The organism is Nostoc sp. DedSLP04 (assembly GCF_034530775.1).
Taxonomy (GTDB): Bacteria; Cyanobacteriota; Cyanobacteriia; order Cyanobacteriales; family Nostocaceae; genus Nostoc.
The window spans coordinates 1-22,832 of sequence record NZ_JAVRCL010000007.1 but is presented as its reverse complement, the minus strand read 5'-3'; the positions used below and the strand labels follow the sequence as shown (position 1 = coordinate 22,832).

The window sequence follows — 22,832 nt, the reverse complement described above, 5'->3', positions numbered from 1 at the left end:
ATCATCAGGCTCAAACATTAATCCTTCAGCCCAGATTGCCACAGTTCAACCAGGGGACGATCCCGATTTCGACTTTAGACTTCTTGGCATTTGTGGGGAAAAGGGGAAGGGTTAAAGGGTAAAGGTATGGAATTTTCCCAAACCCAGTAACCTTTAACCTTTCTCCAACCGGAAAGCAAAAGCTACTTTTGCAAGATGTCTATTGACTATTGCTATTTGGGCATGAAAAAATAACTACTACTAGCGTACTCTCTCTCAAAGAACCTTCTAATAATGTCCGTCCCAAACCTGATACTTTACTAACCTACAATCCTCGAAATAAAAAACCAATAATTAGACCAACTATTCCAGCAATCAAACCAGCACAAAAGAAGTAGAAAAACAATTCAAAACTTGCTTGAATATTTTGGGTATATCTGAAATAAAATATTGCCCAGATTGCTCCAAGCGTTCCTAAAATTCCTGTTGAAATCGTTACGATTGCTATGAGACTTTGAGTTTCCATTTATATATGTATAGTATTATGAGCCGTAAAAGTTTATAGTTAAACACATAACAAACATAAAAGACCGAAATTCGACAAAAATCCAAAAATACGCACGAATAGGATCTATAAATACGTACTTATCCAGAACGGATTATGAATAAAATCTGATGAAAATCAATCCTCCTAAAACTGCTCCTTCAATAATGCCTATAATCCAAAAAATTGAAATCCAAAGAAGCCAACTGGCGCTTTCAGAACTAAAAATGAAATCACCTGTAAATTCCTGAAATCCCGTCGAACCAACTAAATGACCAATAAAAGCACCAACTATTCCACCAAGCAATCCTCCCAAAAATGAGTAAAAAAATAACTTGAGAGTTACTTGAAGATTTTGGCTATACAGTAGATAAATTATTGCCCAGAGCGATCCTATGATTGCTGAGATTACTACTGGTACTATTATATAAAAAATTATCCCTTTTATCCTCTCAAAAAACCTTCTAATAATGTCCATCCCAAACCTGATTAATAACTTAAATCGACTGAAAGAAAATAACAATAATTAGACCAACTATTCCAGCAATCAAACCGGCACAAAAAAAGTAGAAAAACAATTCAAAACTTGCTTGAATATTTTGGGTATATCTGAAATAAAATATTGCCCAAATCGCTCCAAGCATTACTAAAATTACTATTGGAGTCGTTACGATTGCTATGATAGTTTGAGTTTTCATTTATATATGTATAGTATTATGAACCGTAAAAGTTTCTAGTTAAACACATAACAGTAACGATCGGAATTCGACAAAAAATAAAAGAAATACGCACGAATAGAGCTAAAAACACGTATTTATCCAGAAAGGATTATGAATAAAATCTGATGAAAATCAATCCTCCTAAAACAGCTCCTAAAATAATGCCTATAATCCAGAAAATTAAAATACAAAAGAACCAGGCGAAGCCTTCAGAGCCAATAAAGATAGAACCTGGTGCTTCTTTAGATACCCTCGAACCAACTAAATAACCAATAAAACAACCAACTATTCCAGCAAGCAATCCTCCCAAAAATGAGTATAAAAATAATTTGAGAGTTACTTGAAGATTTTGGCTATACAGTAGATAAATTATTGCCCAGAGCAATCCTATGATTGCTGAGATTACTACTGGTACTATTATATAAAAGACTATCCCTTTCATCACTTTTTTGCGGTCTAGCTATGGCTAAACATCTAAGGTTAAGACTTAATAGTAACATGACAAAAAATATCGCCAGAAAACGGGAGCATCCCATTTTACAAAAAGAGGGAAAAAAACTAGATTATTCGTGAGTTTCTTCCTTTATTTTTGCTGGGATACTCCCTTAAGGCTAAGGTGGGCTAACAAGCCTCTGAACACTATTACTGAAGCTTTAGAGGTGTTTAGAACGGCTATATATGCTCAATTTTTCAATTGGGTTGCCTGGGAAATTATCGCTCATAATTTAACTATTATTAGCCGAGATACTCTCAAAAATAAAATAAGTTATCACAGTTTCGCTTGAAGTTATTACTATCAATTAAGTTTGAGGATGATTTTTAATTATCCTATAAAATTTAGCGGGATAATATAGTTAAAACTGGCTTAGTTATATGTACTAACTAGTGATTATTAACAAATTTTTATATCTGATTTGTTCAGCAGTTTCGCACCGATAACTAGTCTCAACTCCAGTAATGACTATCTTGATTGTGGTATCAATGATAACTATCTTGATGGAGGTGATATTTTCATCATCTAATTTAAAATTTCTCTGGTAGCAATTCTAATCCTGATTTTACTTATACACTAGGAGTCAGTTTTGCATAAAAACATTGGCAACTTCAGAAAGTACTAATATCAGAAGGCAGATTCAAGGATACTTTATCCTCTTGGCTAGGAGAATACGCAGCCGTGTTCTCCTTTATCCGATGTGAGACTCTTTACAAGCCAGTACTTATCTCGAGGAGTAACACATCTTAATTATTTCTAATTGATTAGCGTTCTAAAATTATCTTGATAATTGCAATTTTGGGTAAATGATAATCAAAACTAATCACCTTGACAAATTTAATCGTCAATAGTTGCAATCAAAACCGATGAAATCCCTCAAAAGTCCCTCATCCAGCTTTTCTAATTTTCAAGCACCAGAACAAACTTCTCAATTGGCCTATAGACCGTTTGGTGGCCAAACTCAAAAAGCATCTTTTACGCCCGTGACACAAACGGATGTAGAGAATGAAGCTGAAGAAAAGATGGAAGTAACTGGATTGGAATTACAAGCCAAGCATCGGACGATTACGCCAGAGGGACAAGAACGGCTGACTGTATTGCAAGCCAAGATGGATCGATCTTTGAATTCTCGGCTAGAAAAAGCAACTCGATTTGGTCATAACTTTGCCAATATTCCAGTCAGAAGACCAAATACATCAACACCAATTCAAGCAAAACTGACGATTGGGGAGCCTGGAGATAAGTACGAACAGGAAGCTGACCAAACAGCACGTCAGGTGATGCAAAAAATTCATCAGCCACAGAGTGGAAAACTTCAGCGAGAAAAATTATCTGATGAAGAAGAATTGCAAATGAAACCAGAGGGCAGTATTCAACGCGAGGAACTGCTAGAAGAAGTACAAATGAAATCTTGGGGAGAAATTCCCTTGCTACAACGGGAGGAACTACCAGAAGAAGAATTGCAAATGAAGCCGCTTGGTACTTCATCCCAGATAATGAATGAGGTAAAATCCCCAAGCAAACCGCTAGAACATGACATTAGTCGAATATCACTGCGGCGTCCACAAACAAAACTGACAGTTAGCCAACCTGGAGACATTTATGAGCAGGAGGCTGATAGTGTCGCCCAATTGGTGATGCAGAGGATGAGCGAACCTGTGCAATCTATCCAACGGGAGGCATTACCAGAGGAAGAAGACCAATTACAAATGAAATCCCTGGCGGATTCTATTACTCCTTTGGTGCAGCGTCAGGGTGGAGGAAGGACAGCCGCAACATCTGAGCTAGAAACTTCAATCCAACAAGCACGTGGCAATGGGCAGCCACTTGCAGATGATATCAAGCACCCAATGGAGCAAGCATTTGGGGCTGATTTCGGTAGCGTCCGGGTTCATACTGATGCTCAATCTGATCGTTTAAATGAATCTATACAAGCTCGTGCTTTTACCACAGGGCAGGATGTGTTCTTCCGTCAAGGCGAATACTCTCCTGGAAGTGATGCAGGCAAGGAGTTACTGGCCCATGAATTGACGCACGTTGTCCAGCAGAATGGCAGTGCAGTGCAGCCGAAATCTCTTCATGTAGCACCAAAAGAAAATAAACTCCAGACAAAAGTGCCGACAACATCTGCGAGGCATGGACTAGCTATCCAATTGCGAGAGAATTTCCAAAAACCAAGTGACGAAGACAACCAAAAAAAATTAGAGTCCAAAACTGATACGGAAAAAGGCGAACAACAAAATCAGCCTACAACAGAAAAACATCAAGCTATCGCTACACCTCCAGATAATGGTGGGAACGCGGCAACAGACCCACCTCCAACAAAAAAAGTTGGTGCAGCAGTAACTCAGAAACAGGTTGAGGTTGGGGGAAATCAACCAAAAGAGCTTGAGTCAAAAGATATTAAAGTTAATACAGAAAAGGTCGATTCTCAACAGCAAGCTCAAAGCAAAGGAGCAGATGTAGGTAAGGTAAACGCAGATTTATCTGGAGGAAACGCCGGGAAAGCGATCGCTGGATTACCAAGAGCAAATGTAGCCGGCACCACAGTAAAATTACCTGATGCAGCTGATGGGAAAAAGGCTCCCACTTCCCCTGAAGATGACCCAGCATTTCAAGCGGTAGTCGGCACAACAAAAGAGGTTGCAGGACTTGAGAAAAAACACCCACCTGCTAATAGCAAAGCCCAAGAAGCCCAAGCGGCAGCTCAACCCCCAGGTAATGAAGTAGACAGCAAAGCGCAAGCCAATCAAGTTGGACAGATGCAACAGGCCCCAACACCAGGATTTGACGCTGCCGCCTTCAAAGCCAAATTGATGGAGCGGATTGCTGATATGGCTCCCAAGAACTTGGAAGAAGCGGACAACTTTAAAAATAACAATAAACTGGACTCTGTTAAAGGCGATTTGAGCGGTCAGGTTAAAGAAGAACAGAAAAGCTCTCAGGGTCAATTAGAAGAAAAAACTAAAGAAAAACCTGATGCCAGTGGGATTGAGGCTAAACAAGTAACACCACTGCCCAAGAATCAGCCAGGGACACCGCCAACAGGTGTTGATGCAGATAAAGCCGCACCCAAATCTAAAGGACAAGGTGAAGTCGAAGCACCATTGCAAAATGACAGTAAAAAACTTGACCAGCAGATGAAAGAGGCGGATATTACCGAGGAGCAATTGGCAAACTCCAATGAACCGGAGTTTCAAGGGGCACTCGCAGCCAAGAAAGACGCCCAAACCAATGCACAAGAAGCGCCGCCACAATATCGCCAACAAGAGCAAGGGATACTCGCAACCGCTCAAGCTACGGCAGAAGCTACAGCCCAGCAGCATCTCCAAGCAATGCACGGTATCCGTACCCAAAACCTGGGTCAGGTAGGGGAGCAGCAGGTGGGTGCCAAGAGCAAGGATGAGCAAGCACGGGCAAAAGTTGCTGGTGATATTAATAAGATTTATGACAAGACCAAAAGCAAAGTTGAGAAAACCCTCAACGAACTAGACGGGCAAGTTATACAAGCCTTTGATGCTGGTGCTGCTGATGCCAAAAAAGCCTTCGAGGATTACGTTGGCAAGCGGATGGACGATTATAAGAGCGATCGCTATAGCGGCATTTCTGGCCCAGTAAAATGGGGAATAGACAAATTGCTCGGTATGCCGTCAGAGGTGAACGCCTTCTATCGAGAGGGTCGGCAGCTTTACATCGATAAGATGGATGGTGTGATCAACAAAGTTGTCGCCATTATCAGCAAAGGGCTAACCCAAGCCAAAGCGGAAATTACCAAAGGCAAGCAGGAAATTCAAAACTATGTTAACCAATTGCCTCAAGACCTGAAAGCAGTTGGTCAACAAGCAGCAACAGACATTGATAGCAAGTTTGATGCGTTGGAACAAAGCGTCAAAGATAAAGAAAATGAGCTAATTGAGACTCTAGCGCAGAAATATCAAGAGAATTTGGAAGCTGTTGATGCCCGCATTGATGAGATGAAGGCGGCAAATCAAGGTCTAGTTCAAAAGGCTCTCGATGCTGTTGTGGGAGTTATAAAGACGATCATTGAACTGACCAAAATGCTCATGCAGGTGTTGGGAAGGGTTGCGGGTGTGGTTGAACAAATCCTTAAAGACCCGATTGGTTTTTTGGGTAATTTGATTCAGGCGCTTAAGCAAGGCTTCCTGAACTTTATGAATAATATCGGCAAGCACCTGAAAAAAGGTTTAATCGGTTGGCTGACCGGCACGATGGCAGAATCTGGTATTGAGATGCCGAAAAAATTTGACCTCAAAGGTATCTTTGGCTTGGTATCGGAGGTTTTAGGATTCACCTATCAGGTAATTCGGGCACAAGCTGTGAAACGATTGGGTGAGAAAAAGGTCGGCCATCTCGAACAAAGCTTCGACATATTTAAAGTCTTAGCTAGCGAAGGAGTAGCTGGTATTTGGGAGTTTGTCCAAGACCGGATGGGCGATCTCAATGAGCTTGTCATTAAACCGATTAAGGACTTTGTAATTGAAACCGTGATTGTTGCAGGGGTAGAGTGGGTTCTCAGTCTCCTGACTCCAGCCTCAGCATTTGTGAAAGCTGCCAAGGCGATTTACCAAATTATCAGCTTTTTCATTGAACGCGCCCAGCAAATTGCAAGCTTGATTAACGCAATTTTGGATGCTGTCAGTGCGATCGCTTCTGGTGCGATCAATCAAGCAGTTAAGGGGGTTGAAAATGCCCTAGCTAAGTCGTTACCTGTGGTCATCAGTTTCCTAGCAAGTCTTTTGGGCTTGGGTGGTATTGCTGGCAAGATTCAGGCAATTTTCCAAAAACTGCGCCGTCCAGTTGAAAAGGCAGTTGATTGGGTGATTGCTCAGGCTGTGAAGTTTGCGAAGAAACTTGGGTTTGGGAAGGATAAGGATAAGGAGAAGAGTAAGAGCGGTAAACCGGACGAGCGAACCAAAGAGGAGAAGGAAGCTGACCTTAATAAGGCTTTGGCGGAAGCTGACAAGCTGCTTGAGGACGATAAGATATCTTCTGAGCAGGTCAAGAAGCGCCTGCCAGGAATTAAGTCCAAGTACAAGATGACCTCTTTAGAACTCGTCATCGATAGCAAAGACAATATTAGGGAAATTGTTCATGTCAAGGGCGTAATCAACCCTGAAGGAGAGACAGATAAGGAAGAAAAGACAAATACAAAAACGATTCGTCGGGAAGACATTTTGCCTGGGGAACCCCGAAAAACCAAAAACTTATGGGAAATTGTTCTCTACGCTCAGGTTGGGGACTCGAGGGTCGAATGGTGCTATGCGCTTGTAGACCTAAACGAGGAGGGCAAGCCTGATGAAAAGGGCCCTAATATGGTTATTGAGACTCACAATCTCAACATTAACAATCAAATCGTAAGCAAACTGAAAATCGAAGGAGGATTATCTTTTACCAAAGTAGCCCTTGAGGAAGTGAACAAAGCTTATAAAAACGCTTTCGGTCATAAACCCTCACGGCTTTCAATTTCCCTTGCGGACAGCAATCGTAATAACTTTAAGATAGAGTTTGCAAAGTTTAAGAAACAGAACCCTTCATCGAGTGACGAACAAGCCGCACAGCACTCAATTCGCCAGATATCTGCCGGTATTCATCGCATTGAATTAGGTTACACGAAGTTCACGACTGAAGAACTTACTGGTTGGAGGGAAGAAAATTTGGGCGAGAAACTAGGTGTAAACAGGGTACCTCATAGTATCGTGTTCATCGCAGAAAAACCAGACTCAGGGTTGGGGAGTGCAGAGTAATTGGTAGCTCCTCTCGCAAAAAACTGAAATTTTGCCTTTTTGAAGAGGTTTTGCATTATACAATAACAGGACTTATGCAGGTTGAACCCACGAACTCTACATAGAGGACTTTGACAAGCAATTAAATTTTATACGTGGTGTTTCCAAAGCTTATTTGCCTAAGCCTTGAATAAATTGGTGAAAATGATGCTTATAACTAGAGCTAATTCAGGCATGGTTATCGGCAACTTTGAGCTAGACTTTGCTGATGGAGAGATTAGCTACAAAACTAGTATTGATCTGGAAGGCGATCGCCTCAGTTCAGCACTCATTCAACGGGTGGTTTACGCTAACGTCACGATGATGGATGAATACTTACCAGGGATTTTGTCCGTAATCTATGGTAATCTCTCGCCAGAAGAAGCGATCGCTAAAATTGAAAGGTAGTTAATCAGCCCTTATTCGTAATGATACCGACAAGCTAAAAAATCAATCTGAGTGTTTCCCACCCGATATACAAGCCGATGTTCTAAATCAATTCGCCGCGACCAAATATCTGCATCCATATATTTTAATGGTTCTGGTTTACCAATCCCCTCAAACGGGTCTTGCATTACAGCCGTAACCAAATCTAATATTTTCGATGCTTTCTGAAAATCCTGCTTAAACCACCAAGCTAAATCTTCTTTAAATTGAGAACTAAAACCAGGACTGCGATTAACAATAACTGGTTTAATTTCAATAGGTTCAGCTTTTTTTTTCTTCTTGCTCAATCCCCAACTCCTGCTGAAGTTCTGCTAGCGTTTGAGATTGGATGTTACCTGTTTTCGACTCCTCTATTGCATCCAGTAAACGACGCGCATTAGCAGGCGATCGCAAAAGATAAACCGTCTCAAGTAAACTCACTAAATCTGATTCAGCAATCAAGGCTACATTTTCACCATCACGACGGTTGATCATATACACCTGATGATTTTCTACTACCAGCTCTAATAACTTAAAAAAGTCATTTCTCGCATCGGTTGGGGATGTGATTTTGTAAAACAACATTAGTTAATGTACATAAAGTTGTACATAAATTATAAACTATGCGGTTCGTGGGTAGTTGAATATTTCTTTTTTGCTAGTCCCTAAATAGAAGTCATAGTAACAATTGCCACTATAACTTCTGCTGCGTTTGAGTATTTCTGAGTCTTGATTTAAATTCCCAACTAAACCTTTGCTTCCAAAGATTTGAGTAACTCAGTATTCACGCCTGACTCACGAGTTAGGGCAATTTTGCCAGTACGGGCGATTTCTTTCAAACCAAATTTTTGTAATACTTGCACGATCGCTACTAGTTTACCTGGATCTCCCACAACTTCTAAAGTGAGAGAATCTTCCGCCACATCCACGACTCGCGCCCGGAAAATCTGAGACAGTTCGATCACTTCTGAGCGATTGCTGGTACTAGCATTCACCTTCAAAAGCATCAATTCCCGCTCTACACAAGGAGTTTCGGTAATATCCTGGACTTTTAAGACATTGACTAACTTGTACAGTTGCTTAGTGAGTTGCTCGATCACGCGATCGTCACCAGGGACAACCATTGTAATTCGGGAGACTCCTCCTTGTTCAGCAGGGCCAACAGCAAGGCTTTCAATATTAAAGCCGCGACGCGCAAATAAACCAGATATGCGGGAAAGAACACCCGCCTCATCTTCTACGAGAACTGAAAGGGTATGTTTCATCTTCGCCAACAGAGGCTAGAGCAGGAATTGAGTAACGCAGACACTAGCTAAGGGCAATGCTAGACCTACTACCGCACTAAATTTTCAGTGCGACCTCCTATTGTAAACTTAAGAGCTGCACTCATTGCATTTCCAATCGAGAAATTGTTTAGAAATTCTACTGCAAGCAAGAATTTGATTGAATGTATATCTTTTTGTTGGCAGATGCAGCATTTGTTGCAAACCTTTTATACTCAGATTTGATCGGTTTCTAATAGGAGAAAAGTTTTTATGGGTTGGCTACAAAGATTGTTTGGCATGGAAAAACCTCAAAATGCAGAAGTAAATCCGGCTCCACAGGCTATACAGCAAGCTCCTAGTAGTGATGTTGCTAGTGCTACGCAATCAATACCCCCAGAACGTCTGGGATTAAGCGGGGAATACGATCAAAGTGGTTTAGCAAAGCGGGTAGCGTTGGCATTTGATGAAGATCCCCAACTCGACGATGTTAATACCCTTTGGGTGGCTCAGACGGGTAGCACTGTAGTGTTGAAAGGTAAAGTTCCCAGTCAAGAAATTCTCAACAAAATGGTTTCTGTGGCGCGTTCTGTAAATGGTGCTACAGATGTTGACACTAACCAAGCAACGATTGGCTAGGTGCAAGAAGGCAGAAGCTTGAGGGAGATGAGGGAGATGAGGGAGCAGGGGAAGAATTCAAACTCCTAATTCCTAACTCCTAACTCCTAACTCCTAACTCCTCTCTCAATCCAATCTAAAATCGCTTGGTTAACTTGTTCTGGACATTCATCATGGGGACAATGCCCTACGTCTTCCAGATTTAGCAGTTCCAACTTCTCGTTATACTGGGCAAATTGGCTAGCTAGGGCTGGCGGCACAAACCGATCTTTTTGTCCCCAAATTAAAAGCATCGGAATTGTTAAGGTTGGTAATACTGTCTTGACACTGGGGCTAAAGTTAATTCCGATCGCCGCTTTGAATAAAGCACTAAATGCCCTCGCAGAACCCCGGTCTTGGGGAGGCCCTGCTAAAATTTCGATCAGTTCATCGGTAATCGCTTCTGGGTTAGCGTATGCAAGACGTGCCCAGCGACGCAGCACCCCAGGACGGCGCACGAAGTTAAACACAGGTTTAAGTATCAACGGCGAAGCAACAACATTTTTAATTGCTGTGACAAGTGGGCGCAGCACAAGAGGAATTGCTTCTTGTTCTAATGACGGGTCTGGTAAACTCATCATCACCATACCTAGCACCATATCGGGGTGGGCGGCGGCGGCGGCCATAGATATCAGTGAACCGTTGGAATTGCCTATTAATATTGCTGGTTGACGGATAAATGTTTTCCAGAAATCGTAAACTTGCTCAACCCAGAGTTCGATGCTGTAATTAGCTGCGGCTTTTTCAGAAGCACCAAAACCCAACATATCTATGGCGTAAACTGTGTGATGCTCACCCAATACCTCTAAATTATGTCGCCAATGACCAATGGAAGCGCCAAAGCCATGTAACAAAATTAGCGGTGTTGTATTGGGGTGACTTTGGCTAGGACGAATGTAAGTGTAGCGAGTTTGCCAGCCACGCCAAATCCAATCTCTTTGATTACCAACTCGTTCCTGCCAGTGTACCGTAGCGATCGCACTTACCTCCGATTTATCAGCACTAAAATACCATTATAAGAATTGGGGATTGGGGATTGGGTAAGCTGTTACGTATACAACTTGCATTATCAGGGCGGGCAAGATGCCCACCCCACAATCATATTTTAAAAATATTAGTGCAAATTAAAGGCGCAACAGCTTATTCCTAGTCACCAGTCACCAGTCCCCAGTCCCCAGTCCCCAGTCCCGTACTTACCTAACAAATTGGGGCATAATTTCAGCTGCGGTGAATATTCCATAGATGCCGCGTTGGTGCAATTGTCTACCAGCTTTGAGATAGCCGAAAGCAGGGCCGCAGACATTTGCTGCCATGCTGGTTTCATCTCCCAGAGTAAATGTATGGGTAGAAATCTTCCCTTCAAAAGTACGTCCTGTTACCTTCACATTAGTGCTGAGAGGCTTTTTAGGATTGCGAGTATCGACGACACCACCAACTGTAACGCGATCGCGCCCTACTATCCCGGCTACTTCTAACATCACATCATCAGCGTGTTCCATATTTTTCAAGGTCAGCACGCCATTAGTTTTATCTAGTAAGGCTTCTACTTCTGCGTCAGTCATCGCCCTAGCAGCTTCTACTGTGTAACCAGGCATGTGACCTATATCTTCACGAACAGTGGCGCGGTAAGCTTCCCAGTTAGCAATTCCTACCCCAAAGGTAATTTCAACTTGATGAATTTCGGCGTAACTTTGGGCGGCTAAAGCTGCTGCTGCTGTTAATAGTCCAGGTGTAGCACCGCATCCTGTCATGTAGGTAATCCCGGCGGCTTGCAGTTCCTCTTTCATCGCTATGAGTTGTTCTACAGCAGTAGTGCGTTTGATTGCATCTACTAGTACCCCACGCCAACCAGATTTGATAAATTCCTTGGCGACATTGGGAATAAAGTCATTAGGTAGGTTGGGTAAAGCCAAAAAATACCCATCTACTTCAGCTATTTCGATTAAATCCTGAATACTTTGATTTGTTAATGTACCAATTGGCTCTAAATAACCCACTGAACCTTGGGACTGATAGGTTGCAACGGATTTTTCAGTATTTAAACCTTCAGCAGCATAAGCGTAACCTTTTTGATCTGCTGCTGCGACTAAAATCATTTCTCGTTTGCCAGCAACGACTTTGGCGGCGGCTTGTCCGAGTCCGCCGAAACCCAGTACTCCTACACGTATCGCTGGCGAAATATTTAGAGAATTTTTGATTTGTTCAGAATTCATAGTCAATTCGTTAAGTTGAATCCAAAGCCTTGAGTATTCGGCATCTCAGCTTCCGGCTGGTAACTAGCGGCTGATGGCTGATAACTCAAAGCTATAGAGATTAATTATGATTCATTATCCTGGGTTCTTTGGCTGGATATTGCAGATATTTATCTACTAGCGATCGCTTTTGAGTTTTTTGACTGGGAATATACCAGATTTAAACCAATGGGCGCAACTGGCAACCCAGAAAAAAGCTTAAAAAAACTAGCTAAACTTGATGTTCTGACAGAATAGAGTTGCGTGATGATGCAATCACTCATGGGAGCGATCGCTTAAAGTGGTATGAAATTGTTAAAATTCTGAGCATTATGAAGCGCATTTGCACTACAGTTAATATTTTTAGAATAACTTCATTATCTGCTTTTATATTTGCTAGCACCACTAATTTATTGCTAGTGCAGACAGTCATAGCTAAACCAGTACAGACAAAAAAGCCAGTCAATCAACCAATACCATTTAACTCAAAATTACGAATATATCCTGCAAATAATAGCTTACCAACAAGCCGTTTTATTACGATTGAAAGTGTTATCAAAAAGTCTAGTAAGATGCAAATCACAGAAGCAAAACTTACAACATACGAGGAATTTGCAGCTAAAACAGGGCTATACAAATCATCGATTTCCAACAACCGAATGGTGTGGATAGTGACTGGTTTTGTCCAAGGTGATTTGAGAATGTCTAGAGGTAGAAGTGTCTGTACTGATAACGCTAAACTTGTGGAAGTAAGGGATGCTGAAACTGGCGATTCTTTTGGTAGAAGTATTTACTGCCCTCCAAACAACCAAATAAATTTTATGCTGTAAAGTTGACTTAGAATCAAAATAACTTGATTTCAGGAGATTGACAATTACAGTGGTGCAATCGCTTCATTATCTATAGTGATAATAAGTTTGCCTGTTAGCAGTAATTTTAACGCTCATAAATTTCTAATGGTAAATTGTCTGGGTCTTTAAAGAAAGTATACTTTTTACCTGTAATTTCATCAACTCTGATATTTTCTACCTCTAACCCTTTTGATTTTAAATAAAAAACAGTTTCTTCTACATCATCAACTTGAAAAGCAAGATGTCTTAAACCACAAGACTCTGGTTTACTAGGTCGTTCTGGAGGATTTGGAAAAGAAAATAGTTCGATTTGAGTATTTTCTGCAACTTTTAAATCTAATTTATAAGAATTTCTGGCGGCGCGAAAAGTCTCTTGAATAATCGAAAAGCCTAAAGTTTCGACATAAAATGCTTTGGAGCGATCGTAGTCAGAACAAATAATCGCTACATGATGAATGCCAGTGGTTTTCATGTGTACTTTTCAAGCTACTAATCATTTACCTGTAGCACTTTTAGCAGAGTTTTGCTAGTCTTTGCAAGTTCAGGGCTTTCGCAAAGTGCTAATCTGGAAAATGCAAACCTTAATTTTTGCATCGTCTTACTTGGACGATCGCATCATTGAACTACCTAACCGCTATGAAATTGTTGCTTGAGCAAGGATTACCACCCTCTGCGGCAGCATTGCTACGTGATGCAGGTATTGACACCATCGTTTACCGTTGTTGCCGGATGTCTAAACTTTCGCATATTTAACTTAAATTTATATTCAATCAGCAAAAAGCCATATTACTTTCTCAAAACTTCATATTTAATAAGCAAAAAGCCATATTGCTTACTCAAAATGGCATTTTACTTTCTCAAACCCCAGTTTGCTTTCTCATTTTGGTGTTTTCCGCAAGCAAAAAGAACTTTTACTTTCTCAAACCCCAGTCTGCTTTCTCATTTTGGTGTTTTCCGCAAGTAAAAAGAGCTTTTACTTTCTCAAACCCCAGTTTGCTTGTTTATTTAAGTAATTTCCGCATTCATGTTGATCTATCGTTGAGCCGTTAGCTTGCAAGCTTCATTCAGCAAGAATCTTTCAGGTATTCTTTACGATATAGATTTAATACCTAGAGATTACTATTGTCACGTAGTTAGATTTAACTTTTCAACCCATTACTTTATGTTGGAAAAATTGAAGCATCTGCGACACTTAGGAAAGTTACAACCGATTTGTAATTATACTAATAAATTTATTTACCCTTCTCTAAAATTTTTAGTTTTTAGCATTATTCTGCTGAGTTTCTTTGTTGGTGGGTGTGAGAAAGAAGATGAAAATAAGGCAATGGATAAAAAAATATCAAGACTGGAGGAAGAAGCAGAAAAGCAAATTATATCTAAAGTTAAAACTCAAAGAAACTACTTCTTAAAGAACAAAATATTTTTTATACCTCCTGACGAACCAGCAACTAACTATGGCTCATCTCCACCAATTTTTGGAACACAAATATGTTATCAGTACTATACTAAAACAGATACTAATATTCTCTCTAAGACAACCATTGATGCTGTTTATAGCTATGGCGTTCAAGACGACTGTGGTGGTATGTTTGGCTTTGAACTTAGGTGGTATGTTGGAGCGAGCTTTGCAGTTCGCATTCCTGGGAACAAGCAAGTGAAACTAATAAGTATTGTCTGTAGAAGTAATGAATTTGGGCGTGTACCATCGCGTCCAGAATACATAAATGGTGTAGTTAAATGCCCTCCTGAAACAACACAAGTATTACCGATTTAACTAACTCCACAAATTAAAAAATACAGGTATTCTGCAATTAGTAACTTTATTGCACGTCTGCTCGGTTGCCGATGTACACATTACTGAACTGAGATTATTAATGAAACTGAGGCAGGATCAACCCACTCATTTCCTTCGTAGTAGTCAAAGTGGTGATGATAGCCTGATTCTGTACTAGTGTCAAAATTAAACCAGTCTGCAAACACTTCTAGTTTCTCTGGTGTTCCTTCAATCTTTAAAGAACTGCCATCAACCATAACCTTGAGAGAACAATCACTCTTACGAATGAGTAACGAATTTAAACAAGAATCATAAGGTGCTGGGTCAAGTTCATTGACAGGAATACAAACTTGCACATTCTGAGCTTGAAGGAATTCAAGAATCGATTGGCGAATGCTTCTCAAATCTCCCGGTGTACCTGATAGATCAATCTCACCGCCATAATGGTCGTCACTAAAACGGATATGAATCATACTTGTCCATCTCAACCATCCATTACCTTAAGCTGGATTTTTACTATTCCTGTAAAACAGTCTTTGATACAATCCTAGTTTTCTTAAGGTCTGCTTCGGAAAGTTTTTCCCCAGCTTGCAAGCGAGTAGCGGAAGTTTGCAACACTGTTGCTGCACCTTTATCTCCTATTTGTAAAGCTGTTTTAGCAGCCGTTTGCAACATCGTTGCTGCACCAGTGCGATCGCCTTGTTGCAATTTCGCCTCGGCTAACTGGGTTTGGCGATACTTCGCTAATGCTAAAATAGAATGTTGTACCTGGGGATTAGATGTCGGTTGATACGCCCGCACTACATCTGCATACACCGGCATCAAGGGCGAAAGTAAACCTTGTTCGTTAACCAACGGGTCATCATAACGAATTTGCAGATGAGCGATCGCTTGTTTACCTTCTGGCAATTGTCCCAGATAAATGTTCGCCAAAACTACCCGTTCTACATCCTGCATCAAATCTCCCAAACGCACAGCAAAGCTACCGTCAGCTTCAGTTTCCACAGGTAACTCGATTGTGTCTGGGGCAACTTGAGCAACGGGTTTCAATTCTGCTAGTCGGACATTGGGCACTAAAGATAACAGCAAGTAAGCATTAGTTAGCCCAATCGATTGAATCCGTCCAAACAGTCGGCTAAATTGCTCCACAGCTTGTTCGGGACGTTCGATATAAGCTAGAGTCCCACCACCGACATCGGCAATGTTTTCTAGCATATCTTGATTCCAGCTATTGCCAAATCCGAAAGTGTTAATAGTTAGGTTAAGTTTGGCAGCCTTTTGCGCCAGTTTCAGACAGCGCTTATTGTCATCTCGCCCTATATCCCACTTCCAAATCCGCAAACCGCTTTCACCATGTCCATCCGTCAGCAGGAACGCCTGAGAAACAGCGCCTCTTGTGCCCTTCATCAGTTCTGTAATTCCCAATTCCAAACCATCAGCGATCGCAGTACCGCCGCTAGCAGTCAGTTTGCTTTTTATTTGAGATTTGATGCTTTCGGGGTCTTCAATCGCTTGGTTGGGGATAATGACTTCCGCAGTGCCAGAAAAAGCTACAACCGAGATGCGATCGCCTACTTTCAACCGATCGATTAAACCTTCCACCGCCTGGATCGCCATTTTAATTGGATGTCCATGCATGGAACCACTTCTATCCAAAATCAAGCAGAGATTTAGGGGGAGATTTTGATCGGACTCACCAGCAATCGCAAAAATCGTCATTGCCAATTGACGTTGGCTACTTGTTTGAGCCACATCAACATTATTGTCATTTAACGCCGAGAGCAATTTAACTTTCATTGAGGAGGGGTATCTTGCAAAACTGTTTTGGAGACAATTCTGGTTTTCTTGCGATCGCTTTCAGATAAATCCCCACCAGATTGCAGCTGAGTAGCAGAAGTTTGCAACACTGTTGCCGCCCCAGTATCTCCCATTTGCAAAGCAGTTTTCGCAGCCGTTTGTAACATTGTCGCCGCACCAGAGCGATCGCCCTGTTGTAATTTCGTCTCGGCTAACTGAGTTTGGCGATACTTCGCTAATGCCAAAATAGACTGTTGCACCTGGGGATTCGGGTCTGCTTGGTAATTTTTGACTACATGGGCATAAACTGGGATATTTGGTGTAACTAAACCTACTTTGTTAGCGGCTGGATCGTCGTAGCGGACTTGCACATTAGCGATCGCTTGTTCACCTGTTGGCAATTGTCCCAAATAAATATTAGCTAAGATTACCCGTTCTGCATCTTTCATTAAATCTCCCAATCGCACAGCGAAACGTCCATCAGCTTCTTGTTGCAGTGGTAACTCGATTGTGTCTGGGGAAACTTGGGCGATGGGTTTAAGTTCCGCTAACCGGACATGGGGCATCAGAGAGAATAACAGATAAGCATTAGTTAATCCCACTGTTTGAACGCGGCTAAACAGGCGATTAAACTCTTCGGCTGCCTGTTCGGGTTTTTGAATATAAGATAAAGTACCTAAGCCAGCATCGGCAATTTTTTCTAAAACATCTTGGTTCCAGTTGTCACCAAATCCCAAAGTATTTAAAGTCAAATTATAGCTAGCAGCCAATTGGGCAAATTTCAAACAGCGATTATTATCACCGTGTTCATTTTCACCGTCGGTTAATAAAAAAGCTTGGGAAACAGTATCTTTTTTTCCCTTCGCCAACTCTTCAATCCCCAAGCGCAGCCCTTCATCAATTGCAGTTCCCCCATCGGCGGCTAGGCGATTGATTTGCTGTTTGATTTTCTCTGGATTTTCGATACTTTGACTGGGTACTAAGACTTTGGCACGGTGATCGAAAACTACCACACTCAGGCGATCGCCAGGGTTAAGTCTATCCACCAGACGATTCGCTGCTTTTTTTACCGTTTCTAGCGATCGCCCATTCATCGAACCACTATGATCGAGAATTAAGCATAAATTTAGGGGTACATGACGGTCTTGATTTTCTGCGATCGCCGAAATCGAAATTCCCAACTGACGTTGACTGTTCAGTTGATTTGCGTCCAAATTACCATCATTCAAGGCAGGCTGCAAATTAACCTTCATAACTCAGAGTCCCTATTCAGGATATACATATTAAAAAATAACTTCAAAGCACCACTTTAGCTCTACGGAAAACCTATCCAACACAAATACACTAATATAATCAGAATATCTTAGAAGCCAAGCGTTGGCAGATGCGAAGCCACCTTCAGCATTAGGGAGAAATCCGCACCTTGAGGGAAGCGTGCATCGCGCTAGGATGTATTACAGTTAACGGCATAGTTTCAGGCGATCAGTTGCTATGGACAATTCCCCAATCAAGGCTGTTCAAGCCCCATATTACGGCGATAACTTTTACCGGACACCACCGCCAGATTTACCTTCCCTTTTATTGAAGGAGCGAATCGTCTATATTGGGATGCCACTGGTGCCTGCTGTCACGGAATTGATCGTGGCCCAATTGCTGTTTTTGCAATCCGACGACCCCGAAAAACCGATTAAAATCTATATCAACTCCACCGGCACTTCCGGTTACAGTGGCGAACCCATTGGCTTTGAAACCGAAGCCTTCGCCATCTATGACACCATGAAATATATCAAGCCTCCTATCCACACCATCTGCGTCGGTTCCGCGATGGGAATGTCAGCGATGCTTCTCAGTGCTGGTACAAAAGGTTGCCGCGCTAGTTTGCCTCACTCCTCGATTATCCTGCATCAGCCCAAGAGCTACGCCCAAGGTCAAGCAACGGATATTCAAATTCGCGCCAGGGAAGTTTTGGTAAATAAAGGGGCGTTAGTTGATATCTTACATCGCACCACTGGACAGGCTCCAGAAAAAATTACTAAAGACATGGATCGGTTGTTATATTTAACACCCTATGAAGCGAAGGAATACGGTTTAATTGACCGGGTTTTTGAGAAAGAAGAACTCGCCAATCCTCCACTTCCTGCCAGTGTTCTTTAATTTATCTTTTGTCCTTTGTCATTCGTCCTTTGTCCTTATGTTAATAACCAAAAATTATTAATGTTAACAACCAATTGACCAATGACCAATGACCAATGACTAATGACTGACTAATTAAAAACGGAGTAAATTATGCCTATAGGCGTTCCTAAAGTTCCTTACCGGATGCCCGGTGGACAATATACAGATTGGATTAGCATCTACGATCGCCTTTACCGAGAACGGATTATATTCTTGGGGCGTGATATTGATGATGAAATTGCCAATCAAATTATCGCTGTAATGCTGTATCTGGACTCAGACGATCCAGGTAAAGACATTTATTTATACATCAATTCTCCCGGTGGAATGGTTACATCTGGCATGGCTATTTTTGACACCATGCAACATATAAAATCAGATGTAGTGACTATTTGCGTGGGTTTAGCTGCTTCAATGGGGTCTTTCCTGCTGGCTGCTGGCACCAAAGGCAAACGCCTAGCATTGCCTCACTCACGGATTATGATTCACCAGCCTTCAGGTGGTACCCGTGGACAAGCAACCGATATCGAAATTGAAGCTAGAGAGATTCTGCGGATTCGTCACCAGCTCAATGGCATTTATGCTGATAAAACAGGTCAGACCATAGAAAAAATTGAAAAAGATATGGATCGTGACTTTTTCATGTCTGCCGAAGAGGCAAAAGAATACGGTTTAATTGACCGTGTGATTGAAGAACGAACCTCTGTAGTAGCTGGTTAGTAGGGAGGTAGGGGGCAGGGGAGCAGAGGAGCAGAGGAGCAGAGGAGCAGAGGAACAAGGAAGAATAATTAATTCCCCAATGCCCCATGCCCAATGCCCCATGCCCCATGCCCCATGCCCAATGCCCAATGCCCTTTTATAAACAAACTGTCAACATTGAACTTTAAAATAGAAAATTAGCCCTTATCATTAATAGTCCGGGCTTGAAGCTGATACTGACAGATAATAGCCAATAGCTAAATATTCGATAGCTGATAGCTCAAGATGGATCTTGGAGATTGCTACCGTTTACTAGGTTTAAGATCGGGAGCTTCTTTTGCTGACATCAAAGCGTCTTACCGACGACTGGCGCAGCAATATCATCCCGATATCAACCCAGATGACAACAAAGCCAAAGATAAGTTTATTGCCTTGACAGAAGCGTACAAACTCCTGATGACAGTGGTACTACCAGAGGAAACTGTGGCACATTCAACTCAGGTATCAACATCTGGTGGGCGTGATGACGCTAAGGCAACGCATAGGCAGAAAACACCAGTAACAACGGTGACAAGTCAAGAATCAGGGAAACCAAAGCCGCCTAATCTGTTGGAAATAGAAGAACGGCTGAAGTGGAAGACTTATGAGCAATTGCAGCGATTTTTGCAAGAAAAACGATTTCCGCAAGCGATCGCCCTGGCGGAAGCTTTAGCAGATCGTTTGTCAACAGATGCAGAAGTTCGTCAATGGTTAGCGATCGCCTATCAAATTTGGGGACGGGCGCTAATTTCCGAAAAACAACTACTCAAAGCCAGAATTTATCTTAAAAAAGCTTTGAAAACAGACCCTCATAATAAAAGTCTCTGGTATGAAGTCCAGCGCGATTTTCAGCGCTTGGAGCAAATTTTTTAAAGATTTACAAAATTTATTAAAAACCAAAATCTCATTTCCAGGTTGTAAAAAGGAAATGGTCTTCATTGGGCTGCTACCACTAAGATAGGAGGTGGGAGCCTCTCAAAGAGCATTCCCAGTCTGAGACTGGGAACGAGGTACGAATTACAAATTACGAATTACGAGTTACGAATTACGAATTACCGCCATCCACGTAGCACTGCTCCCAAGGTAGCGATTCCCTCGACAATCTTTTTAGTTGGTTGAAAGCTAAAAGCTAACCTGATGGCATCATCTCCCTGTCCATTGGCGTAGCAGCGAGTTCCTGGGAGAAAGCTGATGCCATGTTCATTGGCAGCAGTTAAGAGTGCTTTGGCGCTGATGTCTGACGGCAATTTACACCACACATAAAACCCACCACTTGGTCGCAAAGCAACTACATCAGTGGGAAACTCCTGAGCGATCGCTTCCAACAACAAATTACATTTATGTTTGTAGTAGGCGATTAGCTCCTGAATATGATAATCTAATTTGCCTGTAGCACAGTAGCGACCAACCACATGGCTGACAAACGGCCCCACAGGCCCTTCACTTTTGAACATTGCCAACCGCTCAATAATTGCTGGATCGCCACAAGCCCAGCCTAGCCGGATACCAGGCGCAATGATTTTCGAGAAGGTATTCACGTATAACACCCACCCATCCTTGTCAAGGCTTGCCAAGGATGGCATAACTTCACCTTGGAAGCGCAAATCGCTGTAGGCATCGTCTTCTACCACCAACACGCCATACTCAGCCGCTAACGCTACCAGTTTTTGGCGACGAGATAACGGCATAGTAGAGCCTGTGGGATTATGAAAAGTAGGGATAGTGTAAATAAACCTGGGTCGAATCCCCTGTTTTTTCAAGTCGCTTAAAGTTTCTTCTAACGCATCTACATCCATTCCCATCTCATCTACAGGAATGGTAATCAGGCGGGCGCCAGCCTGGACAAATCTATTAACTACTCCCAAGAAGGTTGGCCCTTCCACAATTACCACATCACCAGGTTCAACAAACACATCTGGTAGCAAGCCCAAAATCTGACCTGAACCGTAGCCAATAATCACGCGATCGCGATCGGCAGGGATTCCTTGAGCCTGCAAGCGGAGGATTATTTGTTCATAAAGTTGGGCTGAAGGTGGCCCGTAATTGAGAGCGAGCGGAGCTTCTTCTGCCAGTACAGCAGCACTTGCAGCAGACAAATCAGCATGAGGAAAGAGAATTGGGTCAGCCAGACCATAGGCAAAGCTGACGGTGATGATTTTGGTTAACTCAGTGCCGTAAGTTGGTGGTGTCAGATTTCTAGCTCTTTCGGCGAACAAATCAGCAATTTGGTAAGCAGAAGTGGTAGAAGCCATAAGCGATTAAAAATTGAGAGTCAGAATATAGAACACACACAAAGGCAATTAGCAAAAAGTCATACGTATGTATTCTTTCTTATAACATCTTGACAAGTATCATAAAAATTGGTTGCTAGAACAAAATTACTATGGTGAAATTAATTAACTTCAAGTGGCAGCAGCTAATTCTAAGCTTAGGCTGCCTACTACTAATTATTGCCTGTCAAAGTTTATATCCCACTACTAGCCCAGATGTTAAAATTCTCAAGGTGGCCACAGACCCCACCTTTGTCCCTTTTGAATTTCAAACAGCTGACGGGAAGTTAGCAGGTTTTGATATTGATTTGATGAATGCGTTGGCGTCGCCCGCCGCAGGCATCGCTAAAGTAGCAGATTTTACGATCCAGTTTGAAAGTCTGCCCTTTGATGGCACGATCTCAACTTTGCAAGCTAAAAGAGTTGATGCAGCAATTAGTGGAATCACAATTACCGCCGAACGCCTGAAAACAATTGCTTTTTCACGACCTTATTTTAAAGCCGGACTTGCGATCGCTGTCCGCGAAGACAATCAAAATATTAAAGACTTCAATAGTCTCAAAGGTAAAAAAATTGCTGTCCAAATTGGTTCCACTGGGGCAGATTTTGCCAAAACCATCCCCAACGCCAAAATTAGTACTTTTAATTCTGGGCCAGAATTTTTCCAAGACTTACTCAATGGCAACGTTGATGCTGTGGTTAGCGATGCTTTCGCTACTTTGTATGCGATTAAAAATGGCAAACTCAAAGGCATCAAAGTTGTTGCGGATTTGCTTACCCAAGAATACTACGGGATTGCTACGCCCAAAGATTCACCGCATTTGGATGCAATTAACAAAGGTTTAGCAACTTTGTTATCCAATGGCACTTATAAGCAAATTTATCAAAAATGGTTTGACGCTGAACCTCCACAATTGCCAGACTCTTGATAATTGGGCATTGGGCATTGGGCATTGGGCATTGGGCATTGGGGATTGGGGATTGGGCATTGGGGATTGGGCATTGGAGATTGGATAGTAGAAAAATTATTTCCCAGTTCCAGTCTCTAGTCCCCAGTCCCCAGTCCCCAGTCCCCAGTCCCCAGTCCCCAGTCCCCAGTCCCCAGTCCCCAGTCCCCAGTCCCCAGTCCCCAG

At 42.1% G+C, this 22,832-nt stretch carries 24 protein-coding genes; 10 read left to right on the top strand and 14 right to left on the bottom strand.

Features of this window, described 5'->3' with window-relative positions:
- Positions 1-304 precede the first annotated feature (304 nt).
- From RMX89_RS05995 to RMX89_RS05980, 4 genes are all read right to left on the bottom strand, one after another.
- Complete coding sequence (locus RMX89_RS05995) at positions 305-505, bottom strand: hypothetical protein (protein ID WP_322688271.1); 201 nt, start codon at positions 503-505, stop codon at positions 305-307.
- A 133-nt stretch (positions 506-638) separates the two neighbouring features.
- Complete coding sequence (locus RMX89_RS05990) at positions 639-830, bottom strand: hypothetical protein (RefSeq protein WP_322688270.1); 192 nt, start codon at positions 828-830, stop codon at positions 639-641.
- A 190-nt stretch (positions 831-1,020) separates the two neighbouring features.
- A complete protein-coding gene (locus RMX89_RS05985) occupies positions 1,021-1,221 on the bottom strand; it encodes a hypothetical protein (RefSeq protein WP_322688269.1) in 201 nt (66 codons plus the stop codon).
- Positions 1,222-1,351: 130 nt separating this feature from the next.
- Positions 1,352-1,684, bottom strand: coding sequence for a hypothetical protein (locus RMX89_RS05980; RefSeq protein ID WP_322688268.1), 333 nt, complete (start codon positions 1,682-1,684; stop codon positions 1,352-1,354).
- A gap of 917 nt (positions 1,685-2,601) precedes the next feature.
- Between RMX89_RS05980 and RMX89_RS05975 the strand changes: the two genes are divergently transcribed.
- Positions 2,602-7,500 (top strand): eCIS core domain-containing protein, encoded by a 4,899-nt coding sequence (locus RMX89_RS05975; RefSeq protein ID WP_322688267.1) that lies wholly within the window; start codon positions 2,602-2,604, stop codon positions 7,498-7,500.
- A gap of 183 nt (positions 7,501-7,683) precedes the next feature.
- A complete protein-coding gene (locus RMX89_RS05970) occupies positions 7,684-7,926 on the top strand; it encodes a YbjN domain-containing protein (protein WP_322684541.1) in 243 nt (80 codons plus the stop codon).
- Between the two features lie 11 nt (positions 7,927-7,937).
- Here the strand turns inward: RMX89_RS05970 and RMX89_RS05965 are convergent, their stop codons facing one another.
- From RMX89_RS05965 to ilvN, 3 genes are all read right to left on the bottom strand, one after another.
- On the bottom strand, positions 7,938-8,252 hold the full coding sequence (locus tag RMX89_RS05965; RefSeq protein WP_322645488.1) for a Txe/YoeB family addiction module toxin: 315 nt from the start codon (positions 8,250-8,252) through the stop codon (positions 7,938-7,940).
- Positions 8,227-8,529, bottom strand: a complete 303-nt coding sequence (locus tag RMX89_RS05960) for a type II toxin-antitoxin system Phd/YefM family antitoxin (protein WP_322688266.1) — start codon at positions 8,527-8,529, stop codon at positions 8,227-8,229. The genes RMX89_RS05965 and RMX89_RS05960 overlap by 26 nt, the downstream gene beginning before the upstream one ends.
- A 161-nt stretch (positions 8,530-8,690) precedes the next feature.
- Positions 8,691-9,209 (bottom strand): acetolactate synthase small subunit, encoded by a 519-nt coding sequence (gene ilvN, locus RMX89_RS05955; RefSeq protein ID WP_322670465.1) that lies wholly within the window; start codon positions 9,207-9,209, stop codon positions 8,691-8,693.
- Positions 9,210-9,479: 270 nt separating this feature from the next.
- On the opposite strand from ilvN, the gene RMX89_RS05950 reads away from it, so the two are divergent.
- Positions 9,480-9,845, top strand: coding sequence for a BON domain-containing protein (locus RMX89_RS05950; RefSeq protein ID WP_322670464.1), 366 nt, complete (start codon positions 9,480-9,482; stop codon positions 9,843-9,845).
- Positions 9,846-9,931: 86 nt separating this feature from the next.
- On the opposite strand, the gene RMX89_RS05945 is transcribed toward RMX89_RS05950, so the two are convergent.
- On the bottom strand, positions 9,932-10,840 hold the full coding sequence (locus RMX89_RS05945; RefSeq protein WP_322670528.1) for an alpha/beta fold hydrolase: 909 nt from the start codon (positions 10,838-10,840) through the stop codon (positions 9,932-9,934).
- A 216-nt stretch (positions 10,841-11,056) separates the two neighbouring features.
- Entirely contained in the window at positions 11,057-12,076 is a 1,020-nt protein-coding gene (bioU, locus tag RMX89_RS05940; RefSeq protein WP_322688265.1) for a (S)-8-amino-7-oxononanoate synthase BioU, read from the bottom strand.
- A gap of 278 nt (positions 12,077-12,354) precedes the next feature.
- Between bioU and RMX89_RS05935 the strand changes: the two genes are divergently transcribed.
- Positions 12,355-12,924 (top strand): hypothetical protein, encoded by a 570-nt coding sequence (locus RMX89_RS05935; RefSeq protein WP_322688264.1) that lies wholly within the window; start codon positions 12,355-12,357, stop codon positions 12,922-12,924.
- Positions 12,925-13,030: 106 nt separating this feature from the next.
- On the opposite strand, the gene RMX89_RS05930 is transcribed toward RMX89_RS05935, so the two are convergent.
- Positions 13,031-13,417: a VOC family protein gene (locus tag RMX89_RS05930; protein ID WP_099101545.1), complete on the bottom strand. Its 387-nt coding sequence runs from the start codon at positions 13,415-13,417 to the stop codon at positions 13,031-13,033.
- 116 nt (positions 13,418-13,533) lie between these two features.
- Between RMX89_RS05930 and RMX89_RS05925 the strand changes: the two genes are divergently transcribed.
- Both RMX89_RS05925 and RMX89_RS05920 read left to right on the top strand, forming a co-directional pair.
- On the top strand, positions 13,534-13,698 hold the full coding sequence (locus tag RMX89_RS05925; RefSeq protein WP_322688263.1) for a hypothetical protein: 165 nt from the start codon (positions 13,534-13,536) through the stop codon (positions 13,696-13,698).
- Positions 13,699-13,996: 298 nt separating this feature from the next.
- The gene (locus RMX89_RS05920) at positions 13,997-14,719 is read left to right on the top strand and encodes a hypothetical protein (protein ID WP_322688262.1); all 723 of its coding nucleotides are present in this window, start codon (positions 13,997-13,999) and stop codon (positions 14,717-14,719) included.
- Positions 14,720-14,799: 80 nt separating this feature from the next.
- Here the strand turns inward: RMX89_RS05920 and RMX89_RS05915 are convergent, their stop codons facing one another.
- Genes RMX89_RS05915 through RMX89_RS05905 form a run of 3 tightly spaced genes read right to left on the bottom strand, consistent with a single transcriptional unit; the run spans position 14,800 to position 17,769 of the window.
- Positions 14,800-15,192 carry a hypothetical protein gene (locus RMX89_RS05915; RefSeq protein ID WP_322688261.1) on the bottom strand — a complete coding sequence of 131 codons (393 nt, stop codon included), beginning with the start codon at positions 15,190-15,192 and terminating at the stop codon, positions 14,800-14,802.
- A gap of 43 nt (positions 15,193-15,235) precedes the next feature.
- Entirely contained in the window at positions 15,236-16,516 is a 1,281-nt protein-coding gene (locus tag RMX89_RS05910) for a VWA domain-containing protein (RefSeq protein ID WP_322688260.1), read from the bottom strand.
- Entirely contained in the window at positions 16,513-17,769 is a 1,257-nt protein-coding gene (locus RMX89_RS05905) for a VWA domain-containing protein (protein ID WP_322688259.1), read from the bottom strand. Before RMX89_RS05905 ends, RMX89_RS05910 begins: the two co-directional genes overlap by 4 nt.
- 238 nt (positions 17,770-18,007) lie before the next feature.
- Between RMX89_RS05905 and RMX89_RS05900 the strand changes: the two genes are divergently transcribed.
- The 3 genes from RMX89_RS05900 (at position 18,008) to RMX89_RS05890 (ending at position 20,302) form a co-directional block, all read left to right on the top strand.
- The gene (locus RMX89_RS05900; RefSeq protein ID WP_322670451.1) at positions 18,008-18,670 is read left to right on the top strand and encodes an ATP-dependent Clp protease proteolytic subunit; all 663 of its coding nucleotides are present in this window, start codon (positions 18,008-18,010) and stop codon (positions 18,668-18,670) included.
- A gap of 132 nt (positions 18,671-18,802) precedes the next feature.
- Positions 18,803-19,411, top strand: a complete 609-nt coding sequence (locus RMX89_RS05895) for an ATP-dependent Clp protease proteolytic subunit (protein WP_322670450.1) — start codon at positions 18,803-18,805, stop codon at positions 19,409-19,411.
- Positions 19,412-19,675: 264 nt separating this feature from the next.
- Complete coding sequence (locus RMX89_RS05890; RefSeq protein ID WP_322670449.1) at positions 19,676-20,302, top strand: J domain-containing protein; 627 nt, start codon at positions 19,676-19,678, stop codon at positions 20,300-20,302.
- Between the two features lie 179 nt (positions 20,303-20,481).
- On the opposite strand, the gene RMX89_RS05885 is transcribed toward RMX89_RS05890, so the two are convergent.
- The gene (locus RMX89_RS05885; protein WP_322688258.1) at positions 20,482-21,681 is read right to left on the bottom strand and encodes a PLP-dependent aminotransferase family protein; all 1,200 of its coding nucleotides are present in this window, start codon (positions 21,679-21,681) and stop codon (positions 20,482-20,484) included.
- 131 nt (positions 21,682-21,812) lie between these two features.
- On the opposite strand from RMX89_RS05885, the gene RMX89_RS05880 reads away from it, so the two are divergent.
- On the top strand, positions 21,813-22,628 hold the full coding sequence (locus RMX89_RS05880; RefSeq protein WP_322688257.1) for a basic amino acid ABC transporter substrate-binding protein: 816 nt from the start codon (positions 21,813-21,815) through the stop codon (positions 22,626-22,628).
- The last annotated feature ends 204 nt before the right edge of the window (positions 22,629-22,832 follow it).